We start from the raw sequence: 2,811 nt of genomic DNA, 5'->3' as shown, positions 1-2,811 counted from the left end.
AAACAGGGAAACCCCATATGTGGACACCTTGAAGTATGCTGCATAAAATTTAAAAATTGTACTATTTTACTTGCTTTAACCTTAGAATACAGGCAAAACAAGCGGCCAAAGCAAATCCTAAATTTTCAAAGAACAAAACTGGGCGAAAGAAAAAAGAAAAAGGCTCACCAAAAATTAAATTGGAAAAGGGGGAAACCTATGAAATCACCTACAATATGAGCCAACATGGTAAATCAAGCATGGAAATCGCAGAAGCCAGAGGATTAGCCGAATCGACCATCAAAGGTCATTTGGTGAAGGGAATAGCAGCGGGAAAAGTTTCGATTCATGCTCATTTAAGCCCAGAAACCATCAAAGAAGTATCGGAAATTTTAGAATCAAATGCCGGAGATATTGGGGCAATCCGTCAGGAAAATCCAGGGAAATACGATTACGGAACTTTAAGAATGGTGGCAGTATATATGGAGAAGTCGGCCAAATGATCGGCCAAATGGAGGCTATTTTAATTTATTGACTTAACAAAAAAGAATATTACCGGAATCAACCTGCCTATTTTTGAAAGGCCCTATTTACTAGGAATAAAACTGGTTTAGACCAACACTCGTGATTAAGTAACAGCTTTTTTCTTTTAATTCAGGATTTTTTTTTAATCCTGCTATTTGTGTAAATTAGAAGGCATTCATTTCCATTTTACCTTATTCCCATGAAAAAAACATTGATATTATTATTGCTTTCAACTGGTTTTTCATTTGGTCAATCCAAATTGAAACCAGAAATAGATAAAAAGGCAAGCTCCATTGAAGCCAAAGTGATTGAATGGAGAAGGGATTTTCACCAGTATCCTGAATTGGGAAACCAAGAAGTCCGGACAGCCAAAATCATAGCAGACCACTTAAGGTCTTTGGGAATGGAAGTAGAGGAAGGAATTGCCGTGACAGGTGTAGTGGGTATTCTAAGAGGTGGGAAAGCAGGTCCAACAGTTGCTTTGAGAGCGGACATGGATGCCTTACCCGTTCCTGAAAGGAATGACCTTCCTTTCAGATCTCAAGTAGTTGCTGAATATAACGGGCAAAAAACAGGTGTAATGCATGCTTGTGGCCATGATACCCATGTGGCCATTCTGATGGGCGTGGCAGAAGTCTTGTCGGACATGAAGTCTGAAATTTCCGGAACTGTCAAATTTATTTTTCAGCCAGCAGAAGAAGGAATTACAGAGCCGGGAGTAACCAGTTGGGGTGCCAAACAAATGGTGGAAGAAGGTGTAATGAAGGATGTGGATGCAATATTTGGCCTACACATCAATTCACAAACAGAAGTGGGTTCAATAAAATACAGGTCAGGTCCAGCGATGGCCGCTGTAGACAATTTAAATATTGAGGTGAATGGAAGACAGGCACATGGAGCGTCGCCTTGGTCATCCGTTGATCCAATTGTGACCGCTTCACAGATTGTAATGGGTCTTCAGACGATTTTGAGCAGAAACGTCAACATCACCCAACACCCAGCGATAGTGACCATAGGAGCGATCCATGGTGGGATCCGTCACAATATCATTCCTGAAAAAGTGGATATGATCGGAACGATCCGAACCTATTCCGACGAGCAACAGGAATTGATCCATAAAAGGATTAAGGAAATTTCTGTGGGAATCGCACAAAGTGCAGGTGCTAATGCCAAGGTTACCATAGATGAACTTTATCCCGCAACGATTAATGATGCTGATCTGACATTAAAAATGGTTTCAAGCTTATATGATGCTGCGGGTAAGGAGAATGTGATCTACCATGAGCCGATTACAGGAGCAGAAGATTTCAGTTTTTTTCAAAAGGAGGCACCCGGACTATTTATTTTTCTAGGTGGAATGCCAAAAGGTGGAAACCCCGTGACGGCCCCCTCCCATCATACTCCTGATTTCATGATCGATGAGAGTGGTTTTTTGCTTGGTGTTAAGGTCATGAGCTATTTGGCTGTTGATTATCTGGATTTGAAAAAATAAGTGGACACACTGAAGTGAATTCTCCTCCATCATTTTAAATCCCAAAGACATCATTCAGGAAAAACCCAAAAAACCAATATTCAAACTTATTAAAAAATAGCGGCTATCGATAATCGATAGCCGCTATTTTCATTATGAATGCTATAGCGAAAAAGGCGTAAAACATTTAATTGATTGGACAATATTGAAGAAGTAAAGTGGGAGCGCAGAAAGATTTATCCCTTAAAAATTATTGATCAGAATAACGAGTGAGAACCTTAAGTCAATCTTAGACAAGGTTTGAATGTATGATCAGAAACTGTTTTAATATCAATATCAAATTGCGAGATCAACAATTTTGATGATTTGGTTTGGCTTAAGAGCATTGAACCAGAAATATGCATGACGGTTTCCAATAGGGGTTGAAACTTCAAGAAAATCAGATCAATGAAAGAGTAAATTGTATTGCCAATATGGTAAAGTTAAAAAAAGTAAATAACTGACTGACTATCAATTGAATTAAGACTGGGATAGAAATGGAACTGGTTAACACGGGATAAATAGACCTGAATGGTAAAGACATTAATGATGGTAAATTCAACGGAGGTTCTATGAAACGTCCGTAATATCAATACCCTAGAAACCTTGGATATAGAAATCTAATCCAGTTCCATTCCATCAAAAAACTTCTTTGTTTGAAAACCTATTCTCTCTCCATAATCTAAAAAATCCCAGTACTCCTATAAACGCAAAAAGCTCCCACCTGTTTAGGGTGGGAGCTGAATGACAATAAGGCGGCGGCCTACTCTCCCGGGAGTAACCCCAGTACCATCGGC

Annotated in this window: 3 protein-coding genes; all 3 read left to right on the top strand. The window is 39.4% G+C overall.

Annotated elements, in window-relative coordinates:
- Positions 1-219 (top strand): hypothetical protein (locus F824_RS28065; protein WP_248691080.1); only part of this gene is annotated, 219 nt, incomplete at its 5' end.
- The gene (locus F824_RS0125375; RefSeq protein WP_236613276.1) at positions 180-482 is read left to right on the top strand and encodes a helix-turn-helix domain-containing protein; all 303 of its coding nucleotides are present in this window, start codon (positions 180-182) and stop codon (positions 480-482) included. The genes F824_RS28065 and F824_RS0125375, both read left to right, overlap by 40 nt.
- Before the next feature lie 221 nt (positions 483-703).
- Positions 704-1,996 carry an amidohydrolase gene (locus tag F824_RS0125370; RefSeq protein WP_019600746.1) on the top strand — a complete coding sequence of 431 codons (1,293 nt, stop codon included), beginning with the start codon at positions 704-706 and terminating at the stop codon, positions 1,994-1,996.
- Positions 1,997-2,811: the final 815 nt, after the last annotated feature.

The sequence above is a fragment of the Rhodonellum psychrophilum GCM71 = DSM 17998 genome, from assembly GCF_000381545.1.
Taxonomy (GTDB): domain Bacteria; phylum Bacteroidota; class Bacteroidia; order Cytophagales; family Cyclobacteriaceae; genus Rhodonellum; species Rhodonellum psychrophilum.
The sequence above is the reverse complement of the archived record's forward strand: the minus strand, read 5'-3'. Positions and strand labels throughout refer to the sequence as shown.